A 24,358-nucleotide genomic window follows, 5' to 3' on the forward strand; every position below is an offset into this window, starting at 1 on the left:
CGGGCCAACTCGTCGACCTCTTGGAAGGAGCCCTCATCGAGCAGCATCTCGATCCGCTCCCGCGCGGTCTGACGGCCCTTGGCGTGCTGCTTCTCCACCGCCTTCGCAGAACCAGCATGGACGGCCTCATCGAGACGACGCTCCAGCTCGGCCAGCTTCCCGGCAGTCGTGTGCAGATCGATCTCGGCGCCCGAGGAATCGGGTGCGGTGGTGGGCTCGGCGCTCAACGGGACTCCTTGTGAACTTCAGTGTCAATGAATGAGACTAAGTGTCATACGGCATGATGTCCAGGGAACGATCCAAAAGGGAGAGTGATGGCAGCAGCGCGTGACGAGATCTCGGATGCGGCGTTCCGCCTGTTCGGGATCCAGGGGTACGCGACCACCTCCGTCGACGACATCGCATCCGAGGCCGGCGTCAGTCGCAGCACCTTCTTCCGCTCCTTCGGCTCCAAGGAAGCCGTGATCTTTCCCGACCACGACGAGCTTCTCGCCCGGATCGAGGAGCGACTGCGCTCCTCACCCTCGGACGCCGGGCTCGCCGCCGTCACCGACGCGGTCAAGATCGTGCTGTTCCACTACGTCGCGGAGGGCGAGCGTGCGCGGGAGCGCTATGGGCTGACCTCCACGGTGCCGGCGCTCCGTGAGCGCGAGCTGGTGAGCGGCGCCCGTTACCAGCGCCTCTTCCGTCGCTACCTGAGCCACTGGGCCGACGCCTCGCCAGAAGCGGAGCTCCGTGCCGAGATGACAGCAGCGGCAGTCGTTGCGGCACACAACCGCGTACTTCGCCGTTGGCTCCGCCGCGAGTGCACCGACCCGCAACGGGAGATCGAGCAGGCGCTGGCCGCAGTCCACCGCACCTTCGCCGACGAGAACGACGCATCGATCGGGATGCTCGTCGTTCCCGCCGGCGTTCCCGCCTCGGCCGTGGAGAAGGCAGTCAAGAGGGCGCTGGAAGGCATTACTGTCCGAAACCTCGATCAATGAGGTAGGACGGCAATCGAGTCAGCCGATGCTCCGGAGTTGGCGGATGGTGATGCCGGTGAAGTCTGCTGGTCCGCCGTCGGTGTAAAGGGAGATACCGGTGTCGCCCTCGGTGAAGTGTACCTGTTGGGAGAGCACGGTGTGGCCGGCGTTGACGAACACCTCGACGCTCTGGGTGTCGACGAAGATCCGCAGGTGCACTGATCGTGAAGCGGCGTCGATGGGCGCGGCGGCTCGCGTGTAGGGCGCCAGTGAGTATCCGGAGAGGTCGGAGGGGGCTCGATCGACGTAGATCTCGGCCCCGTACTTGCCGATGTTGGTGTGCCGTGATCCGTCTGCGGAGCGTCCGACGGAGACACCGACGTTGGCGGCGGTGTCCCAGGAGATGTCGAGCTCTAGCTCGTAGGCCCGTCCGTTCCATGGGAGCACGAGGCTGCCGTCGACCGTGCGGTCTCCTAGAGTCGTGGTAGCTGTCACGTAGTCCGCGAGCGTGCTCACCGGGCTGCTGAGCAGGGAGTACCACCCGCCCTGTTGCCGCTCGAGGCGCAGCTCGCGCACGATCGAGTTCTGTCCGTTGTAGCCGTCGGAGGCGTCGGTCGGCACGTCCCGTGCGGCGTACTTCCAGTTGTTCATCCAGGCGATGGCGAGGCGCTTGGTCTCCGGAGCCTCTACGGCGGGCCAGGTGACGGCGGCGTACCAGTCCCAGCCCCAGTCGAGCCATTGTGGGGTGAGGTCATAGGCGATGAACTCCTCGCCGTTCCAGGTGCCCATCCAGTAGGCGTACGTCATCGGCAGCCCGATGCTGTAGGCGTCCATGCTGGCGCCGAGCACCCAGTGTCGGGTGCCGTCGTTCGCGGTCATCTCGAACAGGTCGGGGCACTCGATGCCGCCGAGGGCGTGGTTCGGGTAGTCGAAGTTGCGCTTCAGCTGCCAGTCGATCAGGTTCGAGGAGGTGTAGAAGGCTGCATACCGTGCCCGTCCGATCACGCACACCCACTCGCCGCGGGCTGCGTCCCAATGGATCTTCGGGTCCCGGAACCACTCGGCGTTCTCGATCTCGGCGGGCGTTGTCGCGGTTCGCCCGTCGGTGTTGACGATCACCGGATCGGGCCGCCGGGTGAAGGTGAAGCCGCCGTCGGTCGACCAGTAGAGGTACTGCTCCTGGTACTTGCGGATGCCGTCGGTGGGTTGCGTCGCGAGCGCGATGACGGCTCCGGCGCCGTATCCGGCCGTGTTCGCCGTGTCGACGACGGCCGACCCGGACCACACCGGGAAGTCGGGCTGAAGGGGCATCACGGTGCCGTGGTGGGTGAAGGCGACACCGTCGGTCGTCGTCGCGTGGTCCCAGCCGCCGGGGCCGTTGTTCTGCGTCGAGTGCAGGTAGTAGAGCTGGTAGGCGCCGCGAGTGGTGACCGGGCGCTGCGGGTCGCAGAGCCATCCGGAGGGAGGCGTCATGTGGTAGACCGCCCGAAGTGACGTCTGCGCCGCTGCGTGCGCGGCGATCGGTGTGGCGTGCACCGCGAAGAACGCGAGCGAACCGGCGCCGGCGCCTTGCAGCAGACTCCGTCGTGAGATGGGGTGGGGCATGATGACTCCTTCGGCTCGGCCCGATGTGTCGGGCACATCGGCTGTTGTCACAGTGCGGTTGCGGGCTGGTCCTGCGGAGCGTGAAGCGGTGTCGCGACGTCGACAGCGGTGTACGCGACCGCTCCCGGGCGCTCGGTGCCAACGATTGCGACGATGGGTCCGAGTCCGAGGGTGACAAGGTTCGAGACGGTCGCCTCGCCATGGTTCGCGAAGACCTCGAGCAGGGGTCCGTCGAGGCTGAGAAGCAGCTGGACCGGGCCTCCGATCGCCACCTCGGTGACGCTCGTCGAGGGGAAGTCGGCATGCACCGCCTCGGCCGCGGAACCACGGCGGGTGACCCGGAGCGTTCCTCCCGAGTGCTCCAGCTCGACGCACCCGTCGGCATCACCGTGCAGCCGCACGCTGACAATCCCTGTGGTGGCTGGATCCCATCGCAGGTCGAGCACGCTGTGACCGCTGAGGGAGAGGTCGACCGGCTGCTCGGCGAGGACCACCGTGGCCTCCACCCGAGTGAGTTGTTCGAGAAGGAACGTGGGTGGCCGCTGGACGAGCCGAGGTCGACCCCGGACGGTGTGCAGGGTGAGCTGTCGTGGCAGCGACATCGCGCCCTTCCACGGCGTGGAGGGAAATGCTTCTGCGTAGCGCCAGTTGCTCATCCAGCCGACCATGATGGCCGCCCCTTGTGGGGCATTGTCGAAGGTGACGCCTGCGTAGAAGTCGCGGCCGCTGTCGAGGCGGACGAGCTCTGCGGAGTCTGCCGTGAACCTGGTCCCGTCGAAGCGGCCAACGACGTAGCTCATCGAGGAACCGTCGCGATCCGCGTCGTCGCCGACCGGGTTGGTGCTGAGGATCAGCGCCCAGCGCATGTCATCGGGATCGCCGTCGAGCGGCAGCGGAACGAGATCCGGGCATTCCCAGACGACGCCGGTCGGGCCCAGCGGCCCGAAGGCACTCGCGTGTTCCCACGATCGGAGGTCGTCCGAGGTGTAGAAGTGCACCTGTCGGTCCTCTGCCTCGACGGCGAGCAGAATCCAGCGAAGCCGGCCCGCTTCGTCGGTGTAGCGGATGACCTTTGGATCCCGGAATGCACTCGTGCCGCGGTCGAGCACCGGGTTGTCGGCGTCGAGTTCCCAGGTGAACCCGCCGTCTTTGCTGGTCGCTCGCGATTGGGCCTGACGGCCGTTTGCGTAAGCGCTGGTGTAGTACGCCGTCAGCTCGGTGCCATCCTTGGTCGGGGTCGAGACGATCGACCCCGAGAAGATCTGCTCGCCGTCGCGGAACCGCAGTGCGACGGGGTGCTCGGTCCAGTGCTGCAGGTCGGTGCTGGTCGCGTGCCCCCAGCTCATGTTCCCCCAGTCAGAGCCCTCGGGGTTGAACTGGTAGAAGAGGTGCCAGAGACCGCCGTCGTGGACGAGTCCGTTGGGGTCGTTCATCCAGTTGCGTCGCGGGGTGAAGTGGAAGGTCGGCCTCGGCACGACGGGCGAGTCGGGCATCGCTCTCCTCAGATCGACTGCCGTGGAACGGATGGGCACGTGACGCGCATCAGGTGCTCGTCGGTGGACGACGACTCGATGCCGAGGAGCACTCGGACGCCGGCAGCGCCGAGGTCATAGTGCGGAAGCGCGACCGTCGACAGCGGGGGGCGCAGGTGAGCGGCGATGACGTCCTGGTTGTCGAACCCGATGACTGCGATGTCGCCCGGGATGCCCAGCCCGTGTTCGCGCAGCCCGTCGTAGAGACCCATTGCCACGCGGTCGTTGTGGCAGAACACGGCTGTGGCCTTCGACTCGACGATGCGGGATGCGGTGGCGTATCCGCCCTCCTGCGCAGGTTCGGCCGGGAACACGAGTGAGTCATCGAAGTCGATGCCGGCTGTCTCGAGAGCGCTGCGGTATCCGGCGAGGCGGCCGCTCTGGGCTGGCGACGGTGTTGTCGTGTTGATGAACGCGATCCTGCGGTGACCCGCGGCCAGCAGTTCTTCGGTCGCCGTCCTGCCGCCCTGATCCTCGTCAGGGACCACGGCAGGCAGGCCGCTGCCCTCGGCGAAGCAGTCGACGAGCACGGTGTCGACCTGGTGCAGCATCTCGGGCACGACGATCTCGCGGTGGTACCAGCTCGAGTAGAGGATGCCCCGCACCTGGTGCTCGAGCATCATCGCGATGGCTTCGTTCTCGGCTGCTTCGTTGCCGTCGGTGTTGGCGACGAGCAGCACGTAGCCGTGAGCCCAGGCCTCATCCTGTGCGCCGTGGATGATCTGACCGGCGAACGGAGTGGTCGCGATCGCGTCCGCGACCAGGCCGATGAATCGCGAGCCGCCACGTGACAACGTCTTGGCCAGGGCGTTGGGCCGGTAGCCGAGTGCTGTGACGGCCTCCTGCACCCTGCGCCTGGCCTCGTCGCCGATACGCGCCCCGGGCTTGTTGTTGACGACGTGGGAAACGGTCGCGACCGATACGCCCGCGGCCTTGGCGACGTCCCGCATCGTCACATTCGAGCCAACCTTGTTGGGCTCGGGTTCGGAGGTGCTCATCCCTTGGTCGCCCCGCTCTCGAGGCCCTGGATCATCGCCTTGTTGAGGACGAGGAAGACCAGCAGCAGCGGCGTCACGGTCACGCAGACGGCTGCGAACGTTGCCGTCCAGTCGGTGTTGCCCATTGCCCCGATGTAGTTCTGCAGACCGAGTGGGATGGTCTTGAGTCCGTCAGAGAGCACGAAGGTGTTCGCGAAGATGAAGTCGTTCCAGATGAAGATGCTGTTCACGAGTACGACCGTAATGATCGTGTTCGCCGACAGCGGGAAGGTGATCTGCGCGAAGATCCGGTACGGCCCCGCCCCGTCGAGCGATGCGGCCTCGTACAGCTCCCGGGGGATGTACTCGTAGAACGATGAGAACAGATAGACGGCCATCGGGAGCGAGAACGCGGCCAGCGGGATGATCATCGACAGATGGGTGTCGAGGAGCCCGATCTGCGAGTAGTCGATGAACAGCGGCACCAGCGCGATCTGCACCGGCACGACGATCCCGAGCAGGAACAACGAGCGTACGACGCCGCTGAACCGGAACCCGAGCACCTGCAGGGCGTACGCGGCCATCATCCCCGCGACGACGATCAGCAGGCTCGCACCTGCTGTGACGATGAAGCTGTTCAGGATGTTCAGCCACAGATTCCCGGTCGCGAAAGCTCGTTCGTAGTTGTCGAGGGTGTAGTCCGAGGGCAGCGCGAACGGGCTGCCACCGGTGAAGTCCGCGGCGGTGCGAAAGCTCGTCAGGAAGAGCCACAGCAACGGGTAGACCTGCACGATGACGATGAGCGCGATCGTGATCGTGAGCAGGGCGCGCTGGACGCGGAGCCTTGGCGGACGCGCTGCCGCTCTGGGCTTGGGCGGGTTCGGCACGGTGGCCTCCGGCGGTCGAGTGAGCACGGGCGTGGTCACGAGTCGTCCCTTCGACGAAGCAGCAGGAAGATGATGCCGACCGCGACCAGACACTCGACGACGATGAAGACCGAGATTGCGCTGGCATAGCCGTAGTCGGTGTGCACGAAGGCGGTCTTGTACATGTACGTCGTGAGCAGCTCAGAGGATTGGCCAGGGCCGCCGTTCGTCAGCAGGTAGGGGATGTCGAAGCCGCGCAGCGCGAAGGTCGTCGCCATGACCGTGGTCGTGATCCACACGGGCCGGATGTAGGGAAACCGGATACGCCAGAACGTCTGCCACCACGATGCGCCGTCGAGTCGCGCTGCCTCCTCGAGCTCGCGGGGCACGGCAATGAGTGCTGCGTACACGATGAGCATGTAGAGGCCTGTGAAGCGCCAGCCCTCCGGAACGGAGACGGCCGCGAGGACCGTGTTCACATTCGAGAGCCAGGCAGTCTGGGCGCCTTCGAGACCGATCCAGGCGAGCAGCTGGTTCAGCGGGCCGACCGGGTCGAAGGAGTAGATCCGCTGGAAGAGGAATGCGATCGCGACCGTCGAGATGACCGCAGGGAGCAGGTAGAGCGTCTTCACCAGCTCCCGGGCCCTGGGCAGCGCCGTCAGGAGCGCCGCGACGGCGAGGGCGCCACCGAGCTGCAACACCAGGCAGATCACCAGATATCCGAGCGCGTTGCCGAACGCCGTCCAGAAGACGTCGTCGCGGGCGAACATCTTGACGTAGTTGTCGAGGCCGACGAACGTCATCTCCGTGATGCCGTCCCAGCTGAACAGGCTGAGGAACAGCGACTGCACGATCGGAAGCAGCACCGCGACGCCGTACAGCAGCAGCGGCGGGACCAAGAAGACGACCACCGATAGTCCGGATCGGCGCGGAAGCATCGATGGTGCCGCTGGCTTCCGGCGTCGGCGCGGACCCGAACGGCCCGCGCCGAGCCTGGTCTGTGCGAGGTCAGCCATCGCTGTTCTCCGCGAGGGTCGCGTCCATCGTCTCGATGAACTCGTCCGGCTCGATGTCTCCCTGAACCAGCAGCGTCAGCTCCTGCTGCAGGCGCGTGTTCGTGGCTGGGTCGAGCTGGGTGTCCCAAGGCATCGCGCTGTCCGCGCCGACTCCGTCAGCCTGCTTCACAGCCTTGGCGTAGAGGTCGGTCGCGCTGTCGGGGATCGAGGTCTCGACGTTCGTGGTGGGAGAGAGCGCACCGGTCGAGGCGTACAGCTCTGGGTAGCGCTCGAGGGCGTAGGCGAGGAAGTCACGCACCAGCGGGTCGTAGGTCTCCGCGTTGACCGCCATGCCGATGCCTGAGGGAGTGACGTACGCGTTGTCGTCGGTGACGGCACCGTCGACGGTGGGCAGGGTGAAGTAGTCGACCGATTCACGCACCGCGGGGTCGAGCGCATCCGTTGCGAGATTGGCGAGCTCCCAGGTCCCGATGTTGTAGATCGCGGCCCTGCCCGAGGTGAACAGCCCCTGGGCATCCGCGTACCCGGTCGAGGAGAAGTCTTCCTGGAAACACCCGGCCTGGCCCAGGTCGTAGAGCCACTCGGCTGCGGCGCGGCCGGCAGGGTCGGCGAACTTGGCCTTACCGTTCTTGAGGTCTTGGACGTACTCCGGACCGGCCATCCGGAACGGGTAGTAGGCCAGGTAGCGTTCCAGCGGCCACTGGTCCTGCCCGTCGAGGGCGATCGGAGTGACACCGGCGGCTCGCAGGTCCTTGCACAGCTGGGGGAAGTCGTCGAGCGTCTTGGGGGCCTCGACGTTCGCGCGCTCGAGGAGCGCGGAGTTGTACCAGAAGAACTCGAGCTGGAACTCGAACGGCACCATGTAGAGCGCGCCGTCGTCGAACCGCTGGTAGTTCAGCGCCGCCTCGCGGTATTCGTCGGCAAGGCCGAGGTCCTTCAGCAGCAGCTCGATGTCGAGCATGCGGCCCTGGTCGGCGAGCTTCTGGGCAAACGGCGTCGCATCGGTGTCGAACAACTCGGGCAGCTTGTTCGCTGCGGCGAGAGTCTCGTACTTCTGGATGTAGGAGGGCCGGTCGGGAGTCGTGATCAGGTTGAGGGAGAACCCCGGGTTGTCCTTGGCGTACTCCTCGGCGATCTGCTCCATCGCCGTGATCACGCCGCCATCGGCCGGGCGCGAGAGAAGCCAGGAGATCTCGCGAGGCTCGACCTTGCCCTCGGGATCGATGTCGGTGGGGTCCGCGCTACCAGCTGTGCCCGAGCAGCTGGTGAGCGCTAGCGCGGCGGCGGTCAGGGCGGCACACAGGGCCGTCTTGGGAGTGGTGATGGGCATTGTTGGTCTCCGTTGACTTGGTCGGAAGTGGGCTGAGTCGGTAGGGCCGAACGGGGGAGAGGGTCAGGTTGCGGCAGCGATCAGATCGTGGTTAGAGACGGTGGGCTGATGACCGCGCTCGGCGCGGGCGAACACGGTGAAGGTGTCGACCGTGACCGTGCCCTCGCCGGCGAAGACACCGAGGTGGCCCGTCGGTCGGTCGTAGATCCGAGTGCTCAGCACGGTCGCGTTGTCGAGGGTGACCACGCAGAGATCGCCGTCGACGATGACCTCGAGCTCGTGCGCCCCGGGTTCGATCCGGCAGGGACGCTCCAGCTCGACGGCGAACGGTACGTCGCCGGAGATCTGCCACTGCTCGGTGCCCGTGCTCCGGCGCGGCCAGCGATCGAGGACGAGACGGCCGCGCTTCGGTTCGAGACGGAGCACATAGCCTTCGTCCCCATCAGCACTCGCACGCAGCAGCAGACCACACTCCGTCGTGCCGTCGGCGATGTCGAACCTGACAACGGACCGGAAGGCGCTCGGGGTCTTGGCCGGGGTCACCTCGACCGCGTAGCCGTCAGGGGCATCTACGACAGTCCCCGCACCGATCCCGACATCACCGATCTCGGCGTCGAACGTCTCGCGCAATGCGGTGGTCGGGTGGAAGGCGAGGGTTCCGTCCGCGCGCTGGTCGGCTTCGAGCACTGACATCGTGCCTGCCCACTGCCACGCGCCGTCGTCGCTGGATCCCTCTCGTGAGGCGATCCAGCCGAAGAAGAAGCGGCGACCGTCGCGGCCCGCCGACTTGGCGGCGTAGAAGGCACGTCCGTCGAGCGTGTCGTGCTCCGGGACGATCCACGGGCCGTGCTGGCTGCGCGACATGCGGTAGCGGGTGGTGAAGGCGTCGCTGAACTCGGAGTAGACGAGATACCACCATTCGCCCCACTGGAAGACCTCGGGGCACTCCATCGCGACGTACCGCTGCGGGTCCCAGAAGGCCTCGGCCGGCTCCCAGTGCGCCAGATCGCGCGAGAGGCACTGCGCGATCACGCCGCGTCGCCGTGCCGGCCCCTTCGCGTGGCGCGCGGTGATGAGCATCCGCCACAGCTGCGCTTCCTCGTCCCAGAAGACGAAGGGGTCGCGCCAGTCGCCGGTCTCGTAGCCGTCGGTGGCGCCGAACGTCTCGCCTGGATGCCGCTGCCAGGTGTGCATGCCGTCGCGGCTCGTGGCGTGCATGACCAGCTGCAGCGGCCGACCATCCGCGCCCGTGTTGGCGGGGTTCTGGCCGGTGTAGAAGGCGTGATGGGTGCCATCGGGGCCGAGCACGATGCTGCCTGTGTAGATGTTGAAGTCAGCGGCCGAGGCACCGTTCGATGCGATGGCCTCGCCGAGCTCGCGAAAGCAGACGAGATCGTCCGTCACCACCCGGTGCCACGGCATACCCTCGGCCGGAGTCAGGCGAGTCTCGCGCAGATAGAAGAGATGGAAGGCTCCGTCCTCTTGCCACGGGATGACATCTCCTACCCATGCCCCCTGCGGTCGGTAGAACCCCTGCTGATTCATGGCACCTCATCTATTGGTTAACCGGTTACGCAGGAATCGTAGATGTGACGCGCCTCACTGGTCAAGCGGTTAACCAAGATGTTTTGCCGTCACCCTCCACGGCCTTGGGGGACGACGGCACCTGACCCGTCGCACTCCAAGGCTGTGCGCGGCAAGCCTCAGGGCGCCCCCATGTCGGGGCGCGGGTCACCGCTCGGACGACACCCCAGTGCGTTCGTCGCCCCGGTGACGGGGCGAGGTCTCCGGGGCGTCCGGAGTCCCGGCGGGCGGCGCCGGCTCGCCCTCGATGGAGATGTGGGGAAGGACCTTGTCGAGCCATCCGGGCAGCCACCAGGCAGCGCGTCCGAAGATCACCAGCGCTGCCGGCGCAAGGGTGACGACGAGGATGCCGGCGAGCAGCACGGCGACGGAGAGACCGACGCCGAACTGTTTGATCGTCGGGTCGGGGTCGAGGATGAAGCTGGCGAACACCGACGCCATGATGAGGGCCGCGGCCGTGGTGATCCGGGCGCTGGAGACCAGTCCCGAGTGGACCGCCTGCCGGGGTTCGGCCCCCTCGTGGACGTGCTGCTGGACGTGGCTGACGAGGAACACCTCGTAGTCCATCGAGAGCCCGAACAGGCCCGCGAACATCATCAGGGGTACGTAGCTGGCGATCGGCACCGTCGACGACGCCGTGTCGATGCCGAGCAGGTCGATGCCCCAGCCCCACTGGAACGTGGCGGTGAGGACGCCAAACGCGGCGGCCGCCGAGAGCAGGTTGGTCACCGCTGCCTGGAGCGGGATGAGCAACGAACGGAAGGCCACCATCAGCAGCAGGTAGCCGAGCAGGATGACAGTCCCGATGACGAGCAGCAGCCGGGCCGAGATGAGCGAGGCCAGGTCGACGTAGGACGCCGTGTAGCCACCGACGTACGACGTGATGTCCTCGCCCTTGTTCGTCTTTGGCAGCACGGAGTCGCGGACGTGCCCGACGAGGTCGGCGGTGTCGTCCGAGGCGGGCGCGGTCTTCGGCACGGCGGAGAGGAGGACGACGTCGCCCTTCTTGTTGATCTGCGGCGGGGTGAGGGTCGCGACCCCGTTGGTGCCGGAGAGACCGTTCTGCAGGTTCACCACGCGGAGATCGGTGCCGCGTGCGTCGCCGCCCGCCGCCGTCATCATCTGGGTGAGCTCGTCCTGCAGCTGCTCGGCCTCCTTCTGCTCCTGCTGAGCCTGTTGCTGCTCAGCCTTGAGGTCGTCGGCCTTCTGCTGGAGCTCCTGCGCCTGCTGCTCCAACGCGTCCCCCTGCCGCCGCAACGAGTTGGCCTCGGCCTGGAGCTCGTCGCCCTGGGCCTGCAGCGATGCTGCCTCACGCTCCAGCTCGGCCTTCTGCCGGGTGAGCGAGTCGGCCTCGCGCTGCAGCGCGTCGGCCTGTTGCTGGAGGCGCTGTGCCTGCGCCTGCAGCTGGCGCGCCTGCCGGGCGAGGCTGCGGGCCTCCTTCTCCAGCGGCGCGAGCTTCTTCTGGACGGCGGCCTGCTCGGCCTCCACCGCGTCGAGGCGAGCCTGCAACCGTTCCACCCGGGCCTCGTCGCCGTCCTGCTCGGCGCGGGCGATGCGGCGTTCCAGGACGCGCTCGTGGGCGCGGAGTCGTACGAGCTCCCGGACGAGCGGCCGGGCTTGCGTCGCCAGTCGTCTCGCCTCGCGTCGCAGCTGGTCCCGGCGGGCCTCGAGGCGTGCCTGCTCGGCCTCGAGGGTTCGCTGCTCGGCGCGGAGCCGGCCGGCCTGCCGCTCGAGGTCCGCCTGCTGCCCGCGCAACGCGTCGGCCTGCTGCTCGAGGGCGGCCTGCTGCGCCTGCAGCTGCGCGCTCTGTTGTTCCAGCGACGCCTGCTCGGCTTCGAGCTGTGCCTGCTCGTCCTCGAGCTGCTGTTGCTGTTCGGGCAGCTCCTTCTGCTTCTTCTCGAGGTCGGACTTGAGCGACATCGCCTTGTCGTACTTCTGGGTGTAGTCGTCGCTCGGGGCCGCAGGTGGGTCGAGCGACGAGGCGATCTGCAGCGGACCGTTGTAGCCGACGCCCAGGCCCGCGCTGATCAGGTCGTACGCCTGTCGTTCGGTCGTCTCCTTCGAGGTGGCGCCGACGTCCTCCTGGCCGAGCTCGAGGCTGAAGACCGGGATGATGAGTGGCGCCAGGGCCGCGAGCGAGAGGCCCGCGACCACCCACGGGTGGCGGTGGACGACTCCCGCCCACCTCGCCCACAGGCCCTGGTCGCGCCGACGTCCCGGACGCAAGAACGCCGGCAGCGAGGCCCAGCAGATCCGGTGGCCCAGCAGTCCGAGGAACGCAGGCAGCAGGGTGATCGCCACCAGGACGGCCGCCACCACGGCCATGGCCGAGGCGTACCCGAGCGCGGAGACCAGCGGGATGCCGGCCACGCCCAGCGCGAGGAGGGCCACCACGACGGTGCAGCCGGCGAAGACGATGGCGCTGCCGGACGTCGCCACCGCCTGCGCGATCGACTCGCGGATCGGTATCCCGTCGCGCATCTGGTCCTGGTGGCGGGTGATCAGGAAGAGGGCGTAGTCGATGCCCACGCCGAGGCCGATCATGGTGGCCAGGGTCGGCCCGGCGGACGGGATCGCGAGGAGGTGGCCGACCAGACCGACGGTGGCCAGGGCGACGCCGAGCCCGACGACGGCGGTGATGATCGGCAGACCCATCGCCACCAGGCTCCCGAGCACGAGGCTGAGGATGATCATCGCTGCGATGATCCCGACGACCTCGCTGGTCCTGGACTCGTCGGTCGACAGCGTCGAGCCGATGGAGCCGCCGGCCGCGGTGGTGATGCCCGCTTCCTGTGCGGGGTGGGTGGCGTCCAGGACGTCGCCGGCGATCTTCTCCGTCAGGTCACCGGACCCGACGTTCATCAGCACCGGCGCGAAGGCTGTCCGGCCGTCCTTCGACAACAGGCCGGCGGTCTGCCCGTCGCTGCTCAGCGGGTTGGTGACGGTGTCGACGTGCGGCTGCTTGCCGATCTCCTTCACCGCGTCGTCGACGGCCTGCTTGTTGGCGGAGTCGGTCAGCTTCCCCTTGCTGACATGGAAGACGATCGGGTTGACGCCGTTCTGCTGGGGCGGGAACCGGTCGGAGAGCAGGTCCTTGGCCTCCTGGCTGCCGGTGCCGGGCAGCGCGAGGTCGTTGCTGGTCTTGGCGCCGAGGCTCGAGACGGCCAAGACCACGGTGACGAGCACCAGGACCCAGGCGCCGATGACGAGGAGGCTGTGCCGGGCACAGAAGCCCCCGAGTCGACCGAGGAGGCCTGCCACGACGCTGCTCCCTCCTGCGGCGACGTCGTATGAGCCGCTTGGGCGCGTGTGCTGCCCAAGGACCGTAGCGAGATCTCGTGACAGGGGAGGAGGTCGATATGCAGGTTCCCCGGAATCGGGGACCAAGGTGAAGCGGACGGGCTGGCCTGTAAGCCGGGTTCTGTAGTCGGCGACCATCCATCTCGGGCCATCGTTGCCGATGGCCTCTAGCAACCTACCCGCGCACTCGGGCGGACCGCCCTCAAACGTACGCTGTCTGGTCTTGCTCCGGGTGGGGTTTACCTAGCTCCTCGTGTCACCACGAGGACTGGTGGGCTCTTACCCCACCGTTTCACCCTTACCGCTACCTGGAGGGTAGAGGCGGTCTGTTCTCTGTGGCACTGTCCCGCGGGTCACCCCGGGTGGCCGTTAGCCACCACCCTGTCCTGTGGAGCCCGGACTTTCCTCGACGTATCTCTACGACGCGATCGCCCGGCCAGCCCGTCCGCAGCAAAAGTCTAGTGTGCGGCGGGCTCGATGTGGGCATCCGGACCGGGGAAGACCAGCGACTCGTGGTCGCTGTCGCTCCAGCGTACGAGGTAGGGAGGGCTGCCGTCGGGGTGGCTGACCTCGATGATCTCGGCCTCTCGTGTGTGGTCGCCGACGTGTGGGCCCATGACGACGAGGTGGTCACCTACTGATGCGTGCATGCGCGTTCACCTCCTAACCGTCACAATGGTGCTCCCATGGTGGGTGCGGATGGAATACCGCGTGGGGGTATCACGTTCGGAGGGTGTGATGACGGAGAACGAAGAGTTCGAGTACGTAGCCCCGGCTGTGGTCTTCCCAGGGCAGAGCGCCCATGAGGTGGCCTACCGGACGGCGCACGATCTGCTCTCGCGGCGCTTCCCGGTGGAGGCGCTGGAGATCCTGGAGCCGGCGCTGGCCGACGACCCCGACAACATCGGGCTGCGGAGCATGCTCGCGTGGGCCTACATGCTGCGGGCCCAGCTCGCCAAGGCCGAGGCCGAGCTGCGCTGGCTCGTCGAGCGCGACCCGAGCGACGCCTGGAGCCAGCACTCGCTGGGTCGCGTCCTGGAGCGCCAGGACCGTCTCGAGGACGCGCTCGGCCCGCTGCGCCTGGCGGCCGTGATGAGCGACGACTACGACCATCACGCAGCCGTCTACCGCGTACGCAACCGGCTCGCGCAGCGCCAGGAGTGAGCCCAGGAGTGGCCCGGATGACGCGGCGGCCTCGGCGGTGGCAAGGTGGGGGCATGGAACCTGACACCACGACCCTCAACGCCGAGCAGGTCGCCCAGGAGCAGCTCGCAGGCTGGACGTTCGACACGAGTGGCGACGCCGACAGCATCGTCGCCCGCGTGGACACCGGTGACTTCATCACCGGTCTCGCGCTGGTCAACGCGATCGGGGCGAAGGCCGAGGAGGCCAACCACCATCCCGACATCGACCTGCGCTATCCGTACGTCGAGATCCGGCTCACCAGCCACGACGCCGGTGGCGTCACCAGCCGTGACATCGCACTGGCGAAGGTGATCAACGGGCTCGCGGCGGAGAGCTCGCTCTAGGCGAGCCGGGTCATCTCGACGGTGACCTCGACGGTCGGCTCCTCGGGACCTGAGTAGATCCCGCCCAGCGGCTTGACGTCGGTGTGGTCACGGCCCGTGGCCACACCGACGTACGCGTCGCCGGGCTCGGCGCCGGTCGCGGGGTCGATGCCGTGCCACCCGTTGTCCCACCACTCCACCCAGGAGTGGGCGCCGCCGGGGTAGACGTAGCCGGAGACGTAGCGCGCCGGGATCCCGACCGTACGCAGCGCCCCGAGCAGCTGGTGGGCGGCATCCGGCGCCGCCCCGTCGGCGACCACCTTGGCGATCTCGACCGCCGCCTCACCCGGAAGCGCCGCAGCGGCCGCGATGGTCTTGGCGCGAGTCGCGAGCTCCTCGTCGGGCACCACCAGCATGGGTAGGCCCAGGAACTCGATGAACCGGTCCGCGACCCCGGGCAGAGCGGCCTCCTCCCAGGTGAGCACCGGTGCGACCCTGGGCTTCCGGTCGACCCGGACGGTGCTGGTCGCGGAGACCTTCAGGGCCCGGTGCGCCTCGAGCACCTCGATCGCGGTGACCTCGTTGCCGAAGTAGTCCTTGTACTCATAAGTCCACGGCTTGGGCGAGACGTCGATCCGGTGGTGGACCACGATCTGGTCGGGCGTGGTCAGCGGAGTCAGCCGCGCCTGGTTGTAGGAGGCGACCGCCGGCCCGTCGTAGGCGAACGTCGTGGTGTGCACGATGCGGAACTGCATGCTCATCTCGATCAGACTCCTCAGACCGGCTGCCAGGCCAGCGCCTCGGCACCGGCGAAGTAGCGCTTGGTGACCGCCTCGGTGGCCTCGGCGCAGGTGACCTGGAGCCGCTCCATCTCGGCGGGCAGGTCCGCCAGCAGATCGTGAAGCGAGCGGTACTCCAGCGACGCCCGCATCCGGCCGATCAGCCGGTGGGCCTCGTCGGTGAAGCCGGCGCGACGCGTCGTCCCCTCCAGGGTGTCCAGAGCCCCCTCGGCGCGCTGCAGCGCGTGCACCACCGAGCGCGGGAAGATCCGGTCCAGCAGCAGGAACTCGGCAGCCGCCTGCTCGGTCTCGACCCCCTTGTTGACCCGCAGGAACGCGTCGTACGCCCCGCAGGCGCGCAGCGTGGAGTTCCACTGCGACACACCGCCGGCGGCCGAGGTCAGCGACGTCGTCGCGACCAGCCGAGAGGTCATGTCCGCGCGCTCGACGTAGCGCCCGAGCATCAGGAACTGCCAGGACTCATCGCGCATCATCGTGGCGTCGGCGGTTCCGTTGATTTGGGCCACCCGGTCGCGTACCCAGCCGAAGATGAACGGGGCCCGCATGTGCTTGAACTGGCCGGCCGGGATGGCCCGGTAGGTGGTGTTGAGCGCCTCCCACAACGGCACCGAGAGCGTCTCCCGCGCCCCGCGGGCCGATTCCCTGGCCGCGCCGAGCGCATAGGCCATCGAGGTCGGTGCGGTGGTGTCGTACGCGAGCATGTCCAGCATCTGCGGCAGCCCGACCTTCTCCTCCTCGGAGAGCTCGATGCCCATCACCGCGAGCAGCGAGCGGCAGGCGGTCTCCTCGTCGGTGGCTGCGTCCTCGAGGATGTGCTGGGTCTGTACGTCGAGGATGCGCGCGGTGTCCTCGGCACGTTCGACATAACGCCCGATCCAGAACATCGACTCGGCGATGCGACTCAGCACTACGCAACCCCCTGCGTTTGAGACTGACTCCGGCCGTGCGGCCGAGAGGACGTCGGTCCGGCGAGCACCCAGGTGTCCTTCGAGCCGCCGCCACGGGAGCTGTTCACGATCAGCTCGCCCTCTGCGAGCGCCACCCGAGTCAGGCCACCGGGAAGAACCCAGACCTTGTCGCCATCATTGACCGCGAACGGCCTCAGGTCCACATGCCGCGCCCCGAGATCTCCATCGGTGAACGTCGGGACCGTCGAGAGCTGCACCACCGGCTGCGCGATCCAGGAGCGGGGGTCCTCCAGGATCTTGCCGCGCAGCACCTCCAGCTCGCGCGCGGAGGCCGCCGGCCCGATCACGATCCCCTTGCCGCCCGAGCCGTCGACGGGCTTGAGCACGAGCTCGTCGAGCCGGTCGAGGACCTCTTCGCGTGAGGACGCGTCGCCCATCCGCCACGTGTCGACGTTGCGGATCACCGGGTCCTCGCCGAGGTAGTAGCGGATGATGTCGGGCATGTAGGTGTAGACGAGCTTGTCGTCGGCGACCCCGTTGCCGACCGCGTTGGCCAGCGTCACGTTGCCCATCCGGGCGGCGTCGATCAGCCCCACGCAGCCGAGCATCGAGTCGGGCCGGAAGTGAACCGGATCGAGAAACTCATCGTCGATGCGTCGGTAGATGACATGCACCGGGGCCAGCCCCTTGGTCGTACGCATCAGCACCTGCCCGTTGCGGCAGACCAGGTCGCGCCCCTCGACGAGCTCGACCCCCATCGTCCGGGCCAGCAGCGCGTGCTCGAAGTAGGCGCCGTTGTAGACGCCCGGGGTCAGGACGACCACGTTGGGGTCGGCGACGCCGGCGGGAGCGGCCGCGCGCAGCGCCGCGAGGAGCTTCTGCGGGTAGTTGGCCACCGGCCGGATCCGATGCTCGGCGATCGTCTCCGGGAGCGCGGCCGAGATCGCACGACGGTTGGTCATGACGTACGAGACACCCGACGGAACCCGCACGTTGTCCTCCAGCACGCGGAACTCACCGGTGTTGTCCCGGACCAGGTCGATGCCCGAGACCTGGACGCGTACGCCGTTGGGCGGGTGCACCCCGGCGGCAGCGCGGTGGTAGTGGCTGGAGGTGGTGATCACCTCGCGCGGGATCACGCCGTCGTCGAAGACCTTGCCCTCGTCGTAGATGTCGGCGAGGAACAGCTCCAGCGCCTTGACCCGTTGCTGGACGCCCTTGTCGATCGTCGCCCAGGTGTCCCGCTCGATGACCCGCGGCACGATGTCGAGCGGGAAGGCCCGCTCCTCTCCGCCGATGTCGAAGGTGACGCCCTGGTCGAGATAGCTGGCCTGCATGGCCTCGACCCGGCTGATCAGCTCCGCCGCGCTGAGCCTTCGCAGTGAGTCACCCAGCCGTTGATACGGAGGACGGAGCTCGCTGCCGACGAACATCTCGTCATAGGCCGGATCCCGCGTCTCATAGGCGTCGAACATCTGGCTCATGGAGGCAACCTACTGAAATCCGTGTAACAGCGCTGTTGCCCACGCGAACATCTAGCGCAACGGTAAGTTGGCTCACATGAGCGACGAGCACGCGGGCGAGTACTACTACTGCCTCAAGCACAAGACCGTCGAGCCGTACGAGGGCTGCAAGGCCAAGGACCGTCTCGGCCCCTACGCCTCCCACGCCGAGGCCTCCCGAGCGCTGGAGCACGTGCAGGAGAACAACGAGCGCTGGGAGAAGGAAGACAAGGCCTGGGAGGGCGACGCGGGCACCGAAGACAAGTGATCCTCAGCTCCGGGTGATCCTCAGCGCGGGGTCACCCGGAGCAGCACGTCCTCGCCGCCGTTGTCGCTGGTGATCAGCAGGTCGCCGTCGGCGGCCAGCGAGGCCGTACGCAGCCGTCCGTAGTCCTGCATGACTTCGGGTGAATTGTCATCGGCGAGCTTGCCGGCCTCGTCGAAGGAGATGATCCGTAGCTCCTGGTCCTTGAGCACGGCGACCGCGAGCGCCCCGCCGTAGGAGCCCCACCGCTCCTGGACCGGGATGAAGGTGCCGCCACCGGTGGCGATGGTCGGGTTGCCGGAGCTCCAGGCCGCCTCGATCTGCTTTCCGGGCAGGCCCTGGTCGGTCATCGGCACCGACTCGTCGTAGCCGGCGCCGGGGTTCCAGCCGTAGTCGCCGCCGAGGGTGATCTCGTTGACCTCGTCGTCGCGGTCGGGGCCGTGCTCCATCGACCAGATCGTGCCGTCCGCCCGCTCTGCCAGACCCTGCACGTTGCGGTGGCCGAACGAGGTGATGTAGCGCCGGGGCCCCTGGTCACCGGCCCAGGGGTTGCCGGGCCAGGGCTTGCCGGTCTCCGGGTCGAGGCGGAGCGTCTTCCCGCCCAGGGAGTCGAGGCTGCGCGGGTTTTCCTCGTTCGCCGCGTCGCCGGTGCCGACCCACAGCGCACCGTCGGCGCTGATCAGCAGCCGGCAGCCACCATGGCGCCCGGAGCTGGTGGGGAAGCCGTCGATCAGCGTCCGCTCCTGGGTGGCCCTGGTCAGTCCGGCATCGAGGGTCCAGGAGATGACGCGTACGTCCTCGCCGCCGTTCCATCCCTGGCAGGTGTAGATGCGCCGGTTCTCGGCGAAGCCGGGGTCGACCTCCAGGCCCATCAGCCCGGTCTCGCCGGAGACCCAGATGTCGTTGTCCTCGAGGGAGATCTCGCGCCGCTCGCCGCCCTCGACCAGCGACAGGACCGCTCGGTCGCGCTCGGTGACCAGGAACCGGTCCTCGCCGATGTCGGCGACGTCCCAGGGATGGTCGAGCTCGTCGTTGACCACCTCGACGTCGAGCTCCGGGACCCGGTCGGACGTCGGCAGCACGGCCGCAGGGGCCGACGAGGAGGAGCTCGCGGAGGCACTCGGCGAGCCCGACGGGTTCAGCGGTGGGGGAGTGGCGGCCGGCGTGGGATCACCGGCGCACGCCGCAGTCGAGCCGAGACCGAGAGCGAGGACCAGGGCGGCAACGGCGCGCATGCCTAGAAACTACAGGCGCCGCCCATAGCCTGTGTGGTTATGGCCAACGTGATCCGGTCGATGCGTGACCACCCCTCCGCCGTACTGCTGCTCGGCCAGGTCGTGGCTGTGCTCGCCTACCCGTTCCTGGACGACTCCACCGCCGGTCGCGCGGGGCTCGGCGTGCTGCAGCTGCTGCTCCTGCTGGCGGCAGTCGCAGCCGTACGCCTCACCCCTGCCTTCTCCTGGGCGGCCATCATCTTCGGCGGACCGGCGACGATCTTCGCGGTGTGGGAGTCGGTCGCGCCCGACGAGGGCTGGGTCGTGCTGACCTCGGCCTTCTTCCACGTGCCGTTCTATCTCTTCGTCTCCTACGCGCTGATCCGCTACCTGTTCCACGACGATGTGGTGACTCGCGACGAGCTCTTCGCGACCGGGGCGGCGTTCACCGTGGTCGCCTGGGCCTTCGCCTATCTGTATGCCGCCGTACAGGTGATCTGGCCCGGCTCCTTCGGTGACCACAGGCAGTGGTTCGATCTGCTCTATCTCTCGTTCACGACGCTGACCTCAGTCGGCCTCTCCGACATCGTGCCCGTGCTTCCTCACGCCCGCTCGGTCGTCATGCTCGAGCAGATCGCCGGAGTCTTCTACGTCGCCATGGTGGTCGCCCGCCTGGTCGGGCTGGCGGCCGCCAGGGCTCGACGCTTCGACGTCTAGCAGGCCGAGAGAGCGCGTGCGAGCGCGTTATCCACAGGTCGGCGGATTGCGATGGCGGAAGCGGCCGCCCCGATGCACCGTGGGCGCATGGGGAAGACGACGAAGCGTCGGCCTCCGCGGCGGCGCAGCGGCCGCTGGGTGAGTCTCGGGTCCGGGGTTCGGCTCGCGAGCGACGTCGGTGAGGAGGCTCCGGTCTGGGCCCGGATGCGGGCCTGGGCGGAGCGGCTGCCGGACGGCACGGTCTTCACCGGGTTGACGGCGGCGGAAGCGTACGAGCTCTGGCTGCCGCCGCTGGCTCCGGACCGTCCCCTCGAGGTCTCGGTCCCGAGTGGGGTGCGGGTGCGTCGGCCGCAGGTGGACGTCACCCGCCATCGGCTTCCTCCGCACAGCCACGGGATCGACGGCGTACGGATCGCGACGGTCGCCGAGACCGTGCTCGCCGCGGCTCCCCGCCTCGGTCTGCTGGACCTGGTCGTGATGGTCGACGGCGTGCTGCACGAGCGGGCTTGCACTCGCGAGGATCTAGCGGTCGTGGCGCGAGGTCGCCGGGGCGGGCCACGGCTGCGCGAGGCCCTGGCTCTGGCCGACGGCAGGTCGGAGTCGCCGTGGGAGTCGCTGCTGCGGATGTTGCACGAGGCGTGCGAGGTGCCGGTGCAGCCTCAGGCAGAGCTGTTCGACGATGCCGGTGGCTTCGTCGCGCGGGCCGACCTGCTGATCACCGGGACCAGTACGCTGCAGGAGTACGACGGAGCCGTGCATCGCGACCGTGGTCAGTATGCCCGCGACCGCCGCCGGGACTCGCGCCTGGCGGATGCGGGCTACGTGCGCCACGGCTACGTGGCGCCGGATGTCCGGTTCCGCGCCGCGATGATCCTGCGGGAGGCCGACGAGGCGCTCGGCCGGACCTACGACCCGACCCGCCTGGACGCCTGGTACGCCCTGTGGCGTGGTTCCCTGTGGGAACAGGATCCGAGAAGTGGTCAATTTGGGCCCGGCGATGAGCCGGCGGACGGCCCAAATTGACCACTTCTCAAGCGTAGATCGTCAGAAGGTGTGCTCGGGGCCGGGGAAGGTCGAGCCCTTGACGTCGGAGATGTACGCCTCGGCGCCCTCGGACAGGACCGACTTCACATCGGCGTACTGCTTCACGAAGCGGGCCATCTTGCCGCTGCGCATGCCGAAGGCGTCCTGCCAGACCAGAACCTGGCCGTCGCAGTCGGGACCGGCGCCGATGCCGATCGTGGGGATGTCGAGCTCCTTGGAGATCTGCGCGGCAACCTCGCCGGGGACCATCTCCATGACGACCGCGAACGCGCCGGCCTCCTGGACGGCCTTGGCGTCGTCGATGATCCGGTCCGAGGTGTCGCCGCGACCCTGGACGCGGTAGCCGCCGAGCACGTGCTCGGACTGCGGGGTGAAGCCGATGTGGGCGATGACCGGGATGCCGCCCTCGACCAGCTTCTTGATCACCGGAGCCATCTCGGCGCCGCCCTCGAGCTTCACGCAGTGCGCTCCGGCCTCCTTCATGAACCGCACCGCGGTCAGGTAGCCCTGCTCCGGCGAGGCCTGGTAGGAGCCGAAAGGCAGGTCGCCGACGACCATCGCCCGCTTCACGCTGCGCGAGACCGCACGGGTCAGCGGCAGCAGCTCGTCCACGGTCACCGGAAGCGAGGTCTCGTTGCCGAGGACGTTGTTGGAGGCCGAGTCACCGACGAGCAGCAGGTCGACCCCGGCCTCGTCGAAGATCTGGGCGGTGTACATGTCGTAGGAGGTCAGCATCGTGATCTTGTCGCCACGCTGCTTCATCTCGCGAAGATGATGCGTGCGCACCTTGCGTACGGGCTTGGCCGGCGTGTTCCTGGCAGCTCCGGTCCCGTAAGGGGCGGTCTCCTCAGCAGAGGGGTTCGTGCTCATCATCGAGCCTTTCTGGTGTCATCTCGCAGCTCCCTGATGGAGTCCACGGACTGTTCCCAGCGTATGTCGAGAAGATGTCGTACGCGCTGTGGTGGTAGTCACAGCCGATCGAAAGGCGCGGCGTAGGCGAACATCCCGCGGACAGACGGGTCGTACGCCGCCAGCGGCCGTGCCTGGAAGTAGTCGCCCCAGGCGGGATCGGGGGCTTCGATGCCGAGGGTCGAGGCGGGCACGAAGCCGAAGCGGCCGTAGTAGGCGGGGGAGCCGAGGAGGACGACGACCGGCTCGCCCATCGCGTCGGCGGCACCGAGGATCGCGTGCATGAGCGCCGAGCCGACGCCGTCGCGCTGCCTCGCGGGGGAGACGCTGACCGGACCGAGACCGAGCGCTGGCCGATCGGCGAGCGTCCCGCGTGTGGCCACGACATGGCCGACGATCTCGCCGTCGGCCTCGGCGACCAGCGAGAGCTCCGGGACCCAGCCCGGATCCTCACGCAGCCACCCCACCAGGGTCGCCTCGCCAGGCGCCCCGTCGGGCTCGATCGGCGGCGCGGAGTGCTCCACACCGGAGAAGGCTGCGGCGGTGACCGCACGGATGTCGGCCACGTCCTCGGGACGTTCACGTCGGATCAGCACGGTCCGACGCTAAACCGAACGACAGCCCCGGCGCTCCTGGTTATCGTCGCGTCCATGCGGGTGCGAGAGGCGACGGCGGAGGACCTCGACGCGGTGATCCACGTCGGAGTGACGACCTGGCGGGCGACGTACCCGCCGATCACCGGCGAGGCGTACGTCGAGGAGGGCATCGCCAAGTGGTGGGCCCCGGATGCGGTGCTCCCGGGGATCAGGGCCGGCACCGTCCTCGTCGCCGAGGCCGACGACCAGGTCGTCGCGATGGCCTCCTACTCCCTCCGCGAGGACCATCTGATGCTCTGGAAGCTGTACGTCCTCCCCGACTCCCAGGGCTCCGGTGCCGGCAGCGCGCTGCTGAGCGAGGTGATCGCCCGCGCCGGAGCCCTGCCCGTACGCCTCACCCACCTCGTCGGCAACGACCGCGCCCACGCCGTCTACGAGCGGCTCGGTTTCGTCGAGTCCGCCACGGTTCCCAGCCCCATCGATGACGGCCCGGAAGAGATCGTGATGGAGCGGCCGGCAGGCTGAGCCACTTTCGAAGATTGTTGGCGAAAGTCGTTCGGAAACGGTTGAAAGTCGACGGCGGCCGGCACTAGCATCCAGCGTGACGCGCATCACATCTCGTTTGGCGTCCTGACGTTCGGAGTCTCGATGTCCCACTTCCTCCACTCACGCCGCACTCGGACCCGGCTCGCCGTCGGGTCCGCCGTCCTCGGGATCACCGCTCTGTGCCTGGGCGGTCCGATCGGAGCCGCCTCCGCGACTCCCGCTGAGACACCCTCGACGACAGCGACCTGCCCGGCGCCCGATGCCCGCTCGAGCGTGGTCTTCCTCGATCTCGACAGCGGCGTCGCCAACAGCACCCTGCGCTCCGGCTGCACCATCAACGACGTCATCGACGACGAGCGGACGTGGCCGACTCACGGGGCCTTCGTGACGCACGTCCGCAGTGTCACCGCCGACCTGGTCGCCACCGGTGAGGTCACCCGGGCCGAGGCCAGCCGCCTGCGGTCCGCTGCCGCCCGCTCGCAGGTGGGGAAGGTCGAGGGTTACGACTGGCTCTTCGACGGCTCGGCCGACTCCTTCGACGACTGGGCGTACGCCGGCGACGGCGGGTTCGACCTGGTGGCGGACGGCACCATCCGCAGCCGCGCCGGCGTAGGTGGCGGGTTCGGAACCCTGTGGTACCCGAACCAGGAGTACGGCGACTTCTCGTTGCGACTGCAGTTCCGTGACGACGCACCCGGTGCGGCCCGCGCAAACAGCGGCGTCCAGGTGCGCTTCCCCGAGCTGTGGGGCCCTGTCGAGGGGTGCCCGACCACGTTCAACGGCAGCGAGACCGGCAACCTCTCCTGGATCGCGGTCAACTGTGGCCACGAGATCCAGGTCAACGACTCGCCGGAGAGTGGAAGCAACGACCCCCGCAAGACCGGGTCGATCTACGGCTTCGCCGACCTCACCCTGGCCGAGGCGCGACCGACCGCGAAGGGCACCTGGAACGACCTCGAGATCCGCGTCGTCGGACAGCAGTACACCGTGATCCGCAACGGTGTCGTGATCAACGAGTTCGAGAACCTGCCCGGGCTGCCGTTCCCCGGTCGTCCGAACGACCCCGATTCCAGCAGCCGAGGGTTGACCGGTCACGTCGGGGTCCAGGCGCACGGCAGCACCCCGGACGTGGTGTCCTACCGGAACATCCGCATCCGCGACCTGTAGCCGGTCG

At 68.1% G+C, this 24,358-nt stretch carries 24 protein-coding genes and 1 other RNA gene; 8 read left to right on the forward strand and 17 right to left on the reverse strand.

Going from position 1 to position 24,358, the window contains the following annotated elements; translation table 11 throughout:
• The coding region (locus tag AB0F44_RS14515; protein WP_357356486.1) for a carboxyl transferase domain-containing protein at positions 1-227 on the reverse strand (227 nt) is incomplete at its 3' end.
• Between the two features lie 87 nt (positions 228-314).
• Here AB0F44_RS14515 and AB0F44_RS14520 point away from each other — a divergent pair.
• Positions 315-986: a helix-turn-helix domain-containing protein gene (locus AB0F44_RS14520; RefSeq protein ID WP_357356488.1), complete on the forward strand. Its 672-nt coding sequence runs from the start codon at positions 315-317 to the stop codon at positions 984-986.
• 18 nt (positions 987-1,004) lie between these two features.
• Here AB0F44_RS14520 and AB0F44_RS14525 read toward each other — a convergent pair whose 3' ends face one another.
• The 10 genes from AB0F44_RS14525 to AB0F44_RS14570 all read right to left on the reverse strand — a co-directional run bounded on the left by AB0F44_RS14525 (position 1,005) and on the right by AB0F44_RS14570 (position 13,825).
• Positions 1,005-2,570 (reverse strand): glycoside hydrolase family 32 protein, encoded by a 1,566-nt coding sequence (locus tag AB0F44_RS14525; protein ID WP_357356490.1) that lies wholly within the window; start codon positions 2,568-2,570, stop codon positions 1,005-1,007.
• 47 nt (positions 2,571-2,617) lie between these two features.
• Positions 2,618-4,063 carry a glycoside hydrolase family 32 protein gene (locus AB0F44_RS14530; RefSeq protein WP_357356492.1) on the reverse strand — a complete coding sequence of 482 codons (1,446 nt, stop codon included), beginning with the start codon at positions 4,061-4,063 and terminating at the stop codon, positions 2,618-2,620.
• A gap of 8 nt (positions 4,064-4,071) precedes the next feature.
• Entirely contained in the window at positions 4,072-5,100 is a 1,029-nt protein-coding gene (locus tag AB0F44_RS14535; protein ID WP_357356494.1) for a LacI family DNA-binding transcriptional regulator, read from the reverse strand.
• On the reverse strand, positions 5,097-6,005 hold the full coding sequence (locus AB0F44_RS14540) for a carbohydrate ABC transporter permease (protein WP_357356496.1): 909 nt from the start codon (positions 6,003-6,005) through the stop codon (positions 5,097-5,099). The genes AB0F44_RS14535 and AB0F44_RS14540 overlap by 4 nt, the downstream gene beginning before the upstream one ends.
• Positions 6,002-6,961 (reverse strand): sugar ABC transporter permease, encoded by a 960-nt coding sequence (locus AB0F44_RS14545; RefSeq protein ID WP_357356498.1) that lies wholly within the window; start codon positions 6,959-6,961, stop codon positions 6,002-6,004. Before AB0F44_RS14545 ends, AB0F44_RS14540 begins: the two co-directional genes overlap by 4 nt.
• Positions 6,954-8,291: an extracellular solute-binding protein gene (locus AB0F44_RS14550; RefSeq protein ID WP_357356500.1), complete on the reverse strand. Its 1,338-nt coding sequence runs from the start codon at positions 8,289-8,291 to the stop codon at positions 6,954-6,956. The genes AB0F44_RS14545 and AB0F44_RS14550 overlap by 8 nt, the downstream gene beginning before the upstream one ends.
• Before the next feature lie 63 nt (positions 8,292-8,354).
• A complete protein-coding gene (locus AB0F44_RS14555; RefSeq protein WP_357356502.1) occupies positions 8,355-9,836 on the reverse strand; it encodes a glycoside hydrolase family 32 protein in 1,482 nt (493 codons plus the stop codon).
• Positions 9,837-10,022: 186 nt separating this feature from the next.
• Positions 10,023-13,136, reverse strand: a complete 3,114-nt coding sequence (locus tag AB0F44_RS14560; protein WP_357356504.1) for an MMPL family transporter — start codon at positions 13,134-13,136, stop codon at positions 10,023-10,025.
• Between the two features lie 133 nt (positions 13,137-13,269).
• Positions 13,270-13,619: RNase P RNA component class A (rnpB, locus tag AB0F44_RS14565), an RNA gene on the reverse strand.
• A gap of 14 nt (positions 13,620-13,633) precedes the next feature.
• A complete protein-coding gene (locus tag AB0F44_RS14570) occupies positions 13,634-13,825 on the reverse strand; it encodes a DUF1918 domain-containing protein (RefSeq protein ID WP_350659252.1) in 192 nt (63 codons plus the stop codon).
• 88 nt (positions 13,826-13,913) lie between these two features.
• On the opposite strand from AB0F44_RS14570, the gene AB0F44_RS14575 reads away from it, so the two are divergent.
• Entirely contained in the window at positions 13,914-14,339 is a 426-nt protein-coding gene (locus tag AB0F44_RS14575) for a tetratricopeptide repeat protein (RefSeq protein WP_357356506.1), read from the forward strand.
• 53 nt (positions 14,340-14,392) lie between these two features.
• Positions 14,393-14,704, forward strand: coding sequence for a 4a-hydroxytetrahydrobiopterin dehydratase (locus AB0F44_RS14580; protein WP_357356508.1), 312 nt, complete (start codon positions 14,393-14,395; stop codon positions 14,702-14,704).
• On the opposite strand, the gene AB0F44_RS14585 is transcribed toward AB0F44_RS14580, so the two are convergent.
• From AB0F44_RS14585 to AB0F44_RS14595, 3 genes are read right to left on the reverse strand one after another with little or no spacing between them, the layout of a single operon-like run.
• Complete coding sequence (locus AB0F44_RS14585) at positions 14,701-15,444, reverse strand: transglutaminase N-terminal domain-containing protein (protein ID WP_357356510.1); 744 nt, start codon at positions 15,442-15,444, stop codon at positions 14,701-14,703. The genes AB0F44_RS14580 and AB0F44_RS14585 overlap by 4 nt on opposite strands.
• A gap of 14 nt (positions 15,445-15,458) precedes the next feature.
• Positions 15,459-16,391, reverse strand: coding sequence for an alpha-E domain-containing protein (locus AB0F44_RS14590; RefSeq protein WP_357356512.1), 933 nt, complete (start codon positions 16,389-16,391; stop codon positions 15,459-15,461).
• A complete protein-coding gene (locus tag AB0F44_RS14595; RefSeq protein ID WP_357356514.1) occupies positions 16,391-17,875 on the reverse strand; it encodes a circularly permuted type 2 ATP-grasp protein in 1,485 nt (494 codons plus the stop codon). Before AB0F44_RS14595 ends, AB0F44_RS14590 begins: the two co-directional genes overlap by 1 nt.
• A gap of 76 nt (positions 17,876-17,951) precedes the next feature.
• Between AB0F44_RS14595 and AB0F44_RS14600 the strand changes: the two genes are divergently transcribed.
• On the forward strand, positions 17,952-18,161 hold the full coding sequence (locus AB0F44_RS14600) for a hypothetical protein (RefSeq protein ID WP_350659246.1): 210 nt from the start codon (positions 17,952-17,954) through the stop codon (positions 18,159-18,161).
• Positions 18,162-18,181: 20 nt separating this feature from the next.
• Here AB0F44_RS14600 and AB0F44_RS14605 read toward each other — a convergent pair whose 3' ends face one another.
• Positions 18,182-19,393 (reverse strand): PQQ-dependent sugar dehydrogenase, encoded by a 1,212-nt coding sequence (locus AB0F44_RS14605; protein WP_357356516.1) that lies wholly within the window; start codon positions 19,391-19,393, stop codon positions 18,182-18,184.
• Between the two features lie 39 nt (positions 19,394-19,432).
• Between AB0F44_RS14605 and AB0F44_RS14610 the strand changes: the two genes are divergently transcribed.
• Positions 19,433-20,089, forward strand: a complete 657-nt coding sequence (locus AB0F44_RS14610) for a potassium channel family protein (RefSeq protein ID WP_357356518.1) — start codon at positions 19,433-19,435, stop codon at positions 20,087-20,089.
• Positions 20,090-20,176: 87 nt separating this feature from the next.
• Positions 20,177-21,112, forward strand: coding sequence for a hypothetical protein (locus AB0F44_RS14615; RefSeq protein ID WP_357356520.1), 936 nt, complete (start codon positions 20,177-20,179; stop codon positions 21,110-21,112).
• A 21-nt stretch (positions 21,113-21,133) separates the two neighbouring features.
• Here the strand turns inward: AB0F44_RS14615 and panB are convergent, their stop codons facing one another.
• Together panB and AB0F44_RS14625 are read right to left on the reverse strand one after the other, a co-directional pair.
• On the reverse strand, positions 21,134-22,006 hold the full coding sequence (gene panB, locus AB0F44_RS14620; RefSeq protein ID WP_357356522.1) for a 3-methyl-2-oxobutanoate hydroxymethyltransferase: 873 nt from the start codon (positions 22,004-22,006) through the stop codon (positions 21,134-21,136).
• A gap of 95 nt (positions 22,007-22,101) precedes the next feature.
• Positions 22,102-22,638 carry an N-acetyltransferase gene (locus AB0F44_RS14625; RefSeq protein ID WP_357356524.1) on the reverse strand — a complete coding sequence of 179 codons (537 nt, stop codon included), beginning with the start codon at positions 22,636-22,638 and terminating at the stop codon, positions 22,102-22,104.
• A gap of 54 nt (positions 22,639-22,692) precedes the next feature.
• On the opposite strand from AB0F44_RS14625, the gene AB0F44_RS14630 reads away from it, so the two are divergent.
• Both AB0F44_RS14630 and AB0F44_RS14635 read left to right on the forward strand, forming a co-directional pair.
• Positions 22,693-23,163: a GNAT family N-acetyltransferase gene (locus tag AB0F44_RS14630; RefSeq protein ID WP_357356526.1), complete on the forward strand. Its 471-nt coding sequence runs from the start codon at positions 22,693-22,695 to the stop codon at positions 23,161-23,163.
• Positions 23,164-23,286: 123 nt separating this feature from the next.
• Positions 23,287-24,351, forward strand: coding sequence for a DUF1080 domain-containing protein (locus tag AB0F44_RS14635; protein ID WP_357356527.1), 1,065 nt, complete (start codon positions 23,287-23,289; stop codon positions 24,349-24,351).
• The last annotated feature ends 7 nt before the right edge of the window (positions 24,352-24,358 follow it).

It is taken from the genome of Nocardioides sp. NPDC023903 (assembly GCF_040639295.1).
GTDB lineage: Bacteria > Actinomycetota > Actinomycetes > Propionibacteriales > Nocardioidaceae > Nocardioides.

Coding starts and splice junctions, on each gene's coding strand:
- AB0F44_RS14520 (WP_357356488.1), top strand. CDS start 315: ATGGCAGCAGCGCGTGACGAGATCTCGGATGCGGCGTTCCGCCTGTTC.
- AB0F44_RS14525 (WP_357356490.1), bottom strand. CDS start 2,570: ATGCCCCACCCCATCTCACGACGGAGTCTGCTGCAAGGCGCCGGCGCC.
- AB0F44_RS14530 (WP_357356492.1), bottom strand. CDS start 4,063: ATGCCCGACTCGCCCGTCGTGCCGAGGCCGACCTTCCACTTCACCCCG.
- AB0F44_RS14535 (WP_357356494.1), bottom strand. CDS start 5,100: ATGAGCACCTCCGAACCCGAGCCCAACAAGGTTGGCTCGAATGTGACG.
- AB0F44_RS14545 (WP_357356498.1), bottom strand. CDS start 6,961: ATGGCTGACCTCGCACAGACCAGGCTCGGCGCGGGCCGTTCGGGTCCG.
- AB0F44_RS14550 (WP_357356500.1), bottom strand. CDS start 8,291: ATGCCCATCACCACTCCCAAGACGGCCCTGTGTGCCGCCCTGACCGCC.
- AB0F44_RS14555 (WP_357356502.1), bottom strand. CDS start 9,836: ATGAATCAGCAGGGGTTCTACCGACCGCAGGGGGCATGGGTAGGAGAT.
- AB0F44_RS14570 (WP_350659252.1), bottom strand. CDS start 13,825: ATGCACGCATCAGTAGGTGACCACCTCGTCGTCATGGGCCCACACGTC.
- AB0F44_RS14575 (WP_357356506.1), top strand. CDS start 13,914: ATGACGGAGAACGAAGAGTTCGAGTACGTAGCCCCGGCTGTGGTCTTC.
- AB0F44_RS14580 (WP_357356508.1), top strand. CDS start 14,393: ATGGAACCTGACACCACGACCCTCAACGCCGAGCAGGTCGCCCAGGAG.
- AB0F44_RS14585 (WP_357356510.1), bottom strand. CDS start 15,444: ATGAGCATGCAGTTCCGCATCGTGCACACCACGACGTTCGCCTACGAC.
- AB0F44_RS14595 (WP_357356514.1), bottom strand. CDS start 17,875: ATGAGCCAGATGTTCGACGCCTATGAGACGCGGGATCCGGCCTATGAC.
- AB0F44_RS14600 (WP_350659246.1), top strand. CDS start 17,952: ATGAGCGACGAGCACGCGGGCGAGTACTACTACTGCCTCAAGCACAAG.
- AB0F44_RS14605 (WP_357356516.1), bottom strand. CDS start 19,393: ATGCGCGCCGTTGCCGCCCTGGTCCTCGCTCTCGGTCTCGGCTCGACT.
- AB0F44_RS14610 (WP_357356518.1), top strand. CDS start 19,433: ATGGCCAACGTGATCCGGTCGATGCGTGACCACCCCTCCGCCGTACTG.
- AB0F44_RS14615 (WP_357356520.1), top strand. CDS start 20,177: ATGGGGAAGACGACGAAGCGTCGGCCTCCGCGGCGGCGCAGCGGCCGC.
- panB (WP_357356522.1), bottom strand. CDS start 22,006: ATGATGAGCACGAACCCCTCTGCTGAGGAGACCGCCCCTTACGGGACC.
- AB0F44_RS14630 (WP_357356526.1), top strand. CDS start 22,693: ATGCGGGTGCGAGAGGCGACGGCGGAGGACCTCGACGCGGTGATCCAC.
- AB0F44_RS14635 (WP_357356527.1), top strand. CDS start 23,287: ATGTCCCACTTCCTCCACTCACGCCGCACTCGGACCCGGCTCGCCGTC.